Annotated in this window: 4 protein-coding genes and 2 pseudogenes; 4 read left to right on the forward strand and 2 right to left on the reverse strand. The window is 72.9% G+C overall.

Annotated features, from left to right (window positions below; translation table 11 throughout):
* From ABZ297_RS45920 to ABZ297_RS45935, 4 genes and pseudogenes are all read left to right on the forward strand, one after another.
* A pseudogene (locus tag ABZ297_RS45920) lies at positions 1-275 on the forward strand (hypothetical protein); the annotation flags it as partial.
* Positions 276-297: 22 nt separating this feature from the next.
* Positions 298-654: a hypothetical protein gene (locus tag ABZ297_RS45925; RefSeq protein WP_355360642.1), complete on the forward strand. Its 357-nt coding sequence runs from the start codon at positions 298-300 to the stop codon at positions 652-654.
* Positions 642-956: an MGMT family protein gene (locus ABZ297_RS45930; RefSeq protein ID WP_355360645.1), complete on the forward strand. Its 315-nt coding sequence runs from the start codon at positions 642-644 to the stop codon at positions 954-956. The genes ABZ297_RS45925 and ABZ297_RS45930 overlap by 13 nt, the downstream gene beginning before the upstream one ends.
* A 103-nt stretch (positions 957-1,059) precedes the next feature.
* The gene (locus tag ABZ297_RS45935; protein ID WP_355360648.1) at positions 1,060-3,912 is read left to right on the forward strand and encodes a CDP-glycerol glycerophosphotransferase family protein; all 2,853 of its coding nucleotides are present in this window, start codon (positions 1,060-1,062) and stop codon (positions 3,910-3,912) included.
* 31 nt (positions 3,913-3,943) lie between these two features.
* Here the strand turns inward: ABZ297_RS45935 and ABZ297_RS45940 are convergent, their stop codons facing one another.
* Both ABZ297_RS45940 and ABZ297_RS45945 read right to left on the reverse strand, forming a co-directional pair.
* Positions 3,944-4,516, reverse strand: coding sequence for an NUDIX hydrolase (locus ABZ297_RS45940; RefSeq protein ID WP_355360651.1), 573 nt, complete (start codon positions 4,514-4,516; stop codon positions 3,944-3,946).
* Positions 4,517-4,598: 82 nt separating this feature from the next.
* A pseudogene (locus ABZ297_RS45945) lies at positions 4,599-5,720 on the reverse strand (AfsR/SARP family transcriptional regulator); the annotation flags it as partial.

Consider the following 5,720-nt stretch of genomic DNA (forward strand, 5'->3'; position numbering starts at 1 on the left):
GGCGGCAGCCGTTGCAGCAGGGGAGGCCGGGGCGTGTTCTGGTGCACGGGTCGATGGTAGCCAGCCGGTTCCCCGCCGGGCATCGGCCCACAGCGGGCGAGCGGCGCGGCGTCGCGGTCCCCGACGACCAGCACTTCGGGGCGGGCGAGAACTCGCCGGTCCCGTCGCGTCCAGGGCCTGATCCGTGGCGGCTGTGGCTGTACGGAGGGGGCGTTCTGCTGGCACTCGTCACCTTCTGCGGCGGGATCATCGTGCTCAATCAGCGGAAGGGGTAAAGATCCGCTATGGTCCCGCGTCATGGGATACGAGCTGCGGGTGGTCCGCGAGTCGCCTCTAGCGTTCGCGGAGCTCGCGAAGGCGATCGCGCCTGCCGGTTTCGAGCTGCGCGAATCTGAGATCGTCGCCAGGCACCGCGGCGGCACGCACGCCGTCGGACGCTGGCAGGGCCAGGTCATCGGCGAACCCGGTTCCGACTGGCAGGTGGCCCAGCTCGTCCGGTTGTCCTCCGTGCTCGGCGGCAGCCTCGTCGGAGAGGACGGCGAGGTCTACGCGCTCCGCGACGGCGTCGTGGAGGTGGTCACCGACGGCATGGTGGGCGAGATCGGCAAGTTCGAGGAGATCATCGAGGCAGGGCCGGCCGTGTGGACCCCCTGAACCCGTACGCGGAACGTGTCCTCGAGGTCGTCGAGCGGATCCCGCCCGGCAAGGTCATGGCGTACGGCGACATCGCCGAGTACCTCGGCGAGGGCGGCCCCCGCCAGGTGGGGCGCGTGATGTCCACCTGGGGTGGCGGCGTGCCCTGGTGGCGGGTCGTGCACGCCGACGGCACCGGCGCGGCCCCCGACCATCAGCAACGCTGCCTGGCGCACTGGCGCGAGGAGGGCACACCGTTGCGCGGCGAGCGGGCCGACATGCGGCTGGCCCGCTGGGACGGGCGTTCAGCGGATTTTAAGTAACCGCCGTGAGCTGCGGTTTCCGGTTTGGGGCGAATACGCAGCCTGTGACTCCCATTACCATGGCCTGAACAGTGATGGCGGTCCGAAAGGCGGTGCCTCCCCGATGGCAACCGGCGTCACAGCCCAGGTGCCGAGCGGCGATCTGCTCGCCGACCGTCTGAAGGCTGTCCAGGACCTCTGCGATCGGGGTGAACCGCTCGAAGCCGTCATGAAGGCGGTCGGCCCGGGTGGCCGAGACTCCGCGTTCGACTCCGAGGTTCTCAGCGGCCCGCTGGGCGGGCGCATGGATCTCGCCGTCAAGCGCGGCGCGGCCCGGCGGCGCGAGCTGATCACCCTGGTGCGCCCCTACCTGGCCGCGGTCGACGCCAGGGTCAAGCACGACCTGCCCGTGGCGCGCAGGCTGATCTGCCATCTGATCGAGCACCGTCCCGACGAGGAACTGGTCGACGGCGAGACCCTCACCACGGTGGTGGCCGCGGCGGCCGAGCCGTCCAAGCGCATCCGCAAGGGCCTGCGCTGGTACGCCGACCTGCCCTTCCGCGACGAGCTGCCGCCCGACCTGTTCCGGCTGCGCCGCGCCGACCTGGTGCCGGTCACCCACATCGACGACATCGTCTGGGTCGACGGCAGGCTGCGCGTCACCGGCTTCGCCTACCTGGCAGGCCTGTCGGTCCGCAGCCGCCGCTTCAACCGGGCCACGGTGGTGCTGCGCGGGCCGCGCTGGCTGCCGCCCGTGCGGCTGCGCACCCGCCGGGTGTTCGCGCCCGAGGCGACCCACGGGGCCCGCGAGCCGGGCTGCAACTACGACTGGTCGGGCTTCACCGCCGAGCTGAACCCGTTCGCGCTGCGCTGGCGCGGGGCGGTCCGCGCGATCGTCTCCGGCGCGCGGCGGCGGCTGCGTCACCGTCCCGCCGTCCGCGACACCACCACGTGGCGGGCCGAGATCGTGTTCTGGAGCCGTGGCGCGCGGGCGACCGGCCTGCTGCGCGGCGCCTCTCCGGGCCGCACCGAGCGGCCCGCCGGGCTCAAGCTGCGTCCCGGCTGGTGGGCCAGGCCGGTCTGGACGTCAGACCGGGCCCTTCAGGTCGTGCTCCAGCCGAACAGGGCCGAACTGACCGGCGTCTCGGTCGACGGCGACCGGCTGGAACTGAAGATCTTCCTGCCCGGCCGCACCCTCACCAAGGGGCACGCCAGGCTGGGCGGCCACCGCATGGCCGCCGACTTCGCGGCCGTCGCCGGAGGCACCGAGGTGTCGATCGGGCAGGCCGTCTCCGCCCTGTTGCACGAGAAGGACGGCCGGCGGCTCTGGGTGGAGCCCAAGGGCGACCCCGCCGCGTCCGTCATGCTCGGCGACCTGGTCGAGACCAGGGCGCAGGTCGGCGACCGCGAGATCACCGTGCTGGGCGACCGGCGCGACCGCGTGCTCGTCTCGGCGCACCGCATCAGGCCCGTGATCACCTCCGCCGTCTGGGAGGGGGCGACCCTGGTGCTGCGCGGCCGCTACCCCGACGCGGCGGGCCCGCGCCTGCTCTCGCTGCGGCATCGCTCCGGTCTGTCCTACACGGTGCCGATCGATCGCGACGGCGACGACTTCACCGTGCGGCTCGCGCCCGCGTCCATGGACCGCTTCGGCGAGCCGGTTCCGCTGGCGGCCGGCACCTGGAACATGTCGGTCCGCCACCCGTCGGGAGAGATCGTCCCGGTCCGGATGGACCACGCCGCGCTGCCGGGCCTCGACGAGGAGCCGCGCCCCTTCGACGGGCGCTCCTACCGGATGCTGTCCACCCGCTTCGACGTCCCGGTGCTCGTGGCCGAGGAGGACCGGCCCGCCGACGAGAAGGGCGTGGCGGGCACGCACGTGCTGCGGCGCGTCTTCTACCCGGCGCAGCGCACCGAACCGCTGAACGACGCCACCGTCTACGTGGTCAACGACGGCCGCCTGTACGCCGACAGCGTCCGCTCCATCTACGAGGAGCGGCTGCGGCGCGGCGACGACCGCGAGCACATCTGGATCGTCAAGGACGGCGCGTTCACCCCGCCCGAGGGTGCCACCGTGGTGCGGGCCAACAGCCGCGAGCACCACGCGGCCCTCGCCAGGTCCCGGTACATCGTGACGAACGCGTTCCTGCCCGCCTGGTTCCGCTCGCGCGAGGAGCAGGTCGTGGTGCAGACGTGGCACGGCACGCCCGCCAAGCGCGTCGGCAACGACCTGCCGCACATGTCGCGCGACCCCAGGCCGCCTGTGTACCACCGGCAGGCGGCCGAGGTGCGCGGCTGGGACATCCTGGTGTCGCAGTCGCCGTGGGCGACCCCGGTGCTGCGGCGGGCGTTCGGCTACCAGGGCGAGATCCTGGAGAGCGGGCTGCCGCGCAACGACGTCCTCACCTCACCCGACAGAGACCGGCTGGCGGTGCGCATCCGCGAGCGGCTGGGGCTGGCCGAGGGCAAGCGGGTGGTGCTGTACGCGCCGACCTGGCGCGACTACGACCGCAAGAACGCGATGGTGAAGCTGGACCTCGCCAAGGCCCGGGAGGCGCTGGGCGCCGACCACGAGCTCCTCGTGCGCGGCCACCCGATGCAGGCGTTCCCCGCCGTCCCCGACATCGCCCACGACGTCACGACCTACCCGGAGATGGCGGATCTGCTGCTGGTCACGGACGTGCTGGTGACCGACTACTCGTCGGTCATGTTCGACTTCGCCGCCACAGGCCGTCCGATGGTGTTCTACGCCTACGACCTGGCCAAGTACGCCGCCAAGCGCGGCCTGTACGTGGACCTGCCGGAACAGGCCCCAGGCCCGGTGCTGTCGACGTCAGCGGAGGTCGTCGACGCGCTGCGGTCGATCGACCAGGTCGCGGCGGCCCACGCCGACCGCTACGACGCCTTCCGCGCCACCTTCGCCCCCAGAGACGACGGCAAGGCCACCGCCCGCGTGGTCGACCACGTCTTCTCCTAAAAGTCATCTCCTGAACGTCTGCTCCTGACCGTCACATCCAGGGCGGCCGCACGGCGAGGCGGCCGCGCCGCTCGGTCAGTGGCTGCTCGGCCAGCAGGTAGAGCAGCGACGCCAGGGTGGTGCCGTCGACGACGTCTCCCAGGTCGATCAGGCCCGGGAGACTCTTCACCGGGATCCAGTCGACCCGATCGGCGTCGGCGGGCCGCGGCGCCGCGCTGACGTAGGTGGCGGTGTCGGCGCGGTAGACGTGGTGGACACTGTCAGAGGTGCCGTTGGACGGCTGCACGCAGAGCAGCGGGCGCAGCGGGCCGGGCCGCCAGCCTGACGCGCTCTCGAACCCGCGACCCGCGGCGGCCGCGAAGTCCTCGCCCTCGTCGATGGCGCACAGCGGGATCTCCCAGCCCCACGAGTCGGTGATGAACCGGTGTCGCCAGATCAGCAGCACCCGGTCGCGGATGTCCGTCACGACCGCCCCGGCTTTCGGCGCGGTGCGGATGACGCGGTGTTGCAGGCGCCTGCCGTCGAAGAGTTCGACATCCGCGAGGCGGACGTCCAGCCACGGGTCGGTGTAGAGCGGCTTCTCCGAGTGGACCTTCCAGAGCATGGGGGACTCCTGGGGCAGGCTGCCGTTTCGACGGCACCACCGTACAGCGCTCTCACCAGGGCGGAAGGAGCACTGCGTGATGTCACGGTGAGGTGGCCAGCTTCGCTCCGGCACGGCGCCCCGTCTCGGCCGCGACCGCTGGGCCGGCTTCGGTGCCGCGGTGGAACGCCGCCGCGAAGGCCCTTTCGCCCAGGGTGGCCGTGGCGGCGGAGGTGATCCGGTCCACGTCGCCGCGTTCGGCGGGCGGGAGCGGGGCGTCCACGCTCCGGCGGGCCGTGTCCGCCGCGCCGAGCAGGAGGGCGGCGCGGTCCGCGTCGCCGGACAGGGCCAGCGCGCCTGCCAGGCCTTCCAAGGAGAGCGCCAACGCGCGCGGCTCCTGGAGGGAGAGAGCGATCTCCAGGCCGCGCAGGTGGTGCCCGGCGGCCTGGGCCTCGTCCCCGCGGAGCTCGGCGGTGAAGCCGAGCTCCGCGTGCAGCAGGTGCTCGCCGATCTCCGACGACTCGTACTCGTCGCGAATGCGGAGCAGGTACGACTGGGCGGAGCCGAGGTCGCCGGAGCGGCGCGCGCCGAGGGCGAGCCCCATCAGCGCGTGCATCTCGCCGTACCGGTAGCCCTGTTCGACGGCCAGCCGCCGTGCCCGCTCGTGCAGGTCACGCGCCCGGTCCCAGTGCCGCGCGAGCAGCGCCAGTCTGCCGAGGCCCGACAGGCGCGCGGAGACCTCCGTCTGCAGGCCCAGCTCCCTGGCGATGCGCAGGCCGTCGTTCTGGCGGCGCTCGGCCTCCTCGTAGTCACCCCTGATCTCGGCGAGCGTGGCGAGCGGCGACACGGTCTGCAGCTCTCCCCAACGGTCGCCGAGCTCGTGGAACAGGGTTGCGGCGCGCGTACCTGCGTGCCCGATGGCGGTGAGGTCCCCCCGGACCAGCGCCAGCATCGCCCGCAGCCCGAGGGCGGCGGCGGTGCCCCAGCGGTCGCCGGCTCCGGTGAACAGATCCAGCGCGCGGGCGTTGGCCTTCTCGCTCGCGGCGGGGTCACCGGCGTGGAACAGACCGTACGCGTACAGCCACCAGGCCCGGCCACACCGCGCCGGGTCCGCGACGGCGCCGTCTTCGACGTCCTCGCCCGCCGCGGACCGGTCGCCTGTCAGCAGCGCGAACGCGGCCCGCAACACGCGGAGCTCGGCGTCCTGCGGGGCGACGTCGAGCGC

The sequence above is a fragment of the Nonomuraea sp. NPDC005983 genome, from assembly GCF_040614375.1.
Lineage (GTDB): Bacteria > Actinomycetota > Actinomycetes > Streptosporangiales > Streptosporangiaceae > Nonomuraea.

Coding starts and splice junctions, on each gene's coding strand:
- ABZ297_RS45925 (WP_355360642.1), top strand. CDS start 298: ATGGGATACGAGCTGCGGGTGGTCCGCGAGTCGCCTCTAGCGTTCGCG.
- ABZ297_RS45935 (WP_355360648.1), top strand. CDS start 1,060: ATGGCAACCGGCGTCACAGCCCAGGTGCCGAGCGGCGATCTGCTCGCC.
- ABZ297_RS45940 (WP_355360651.1), bottom strand. CDS start 4,516: ATGCTCTGGAAGGTCCACTCGGAGAAGCCGCTCTACACCGACCCGTGG.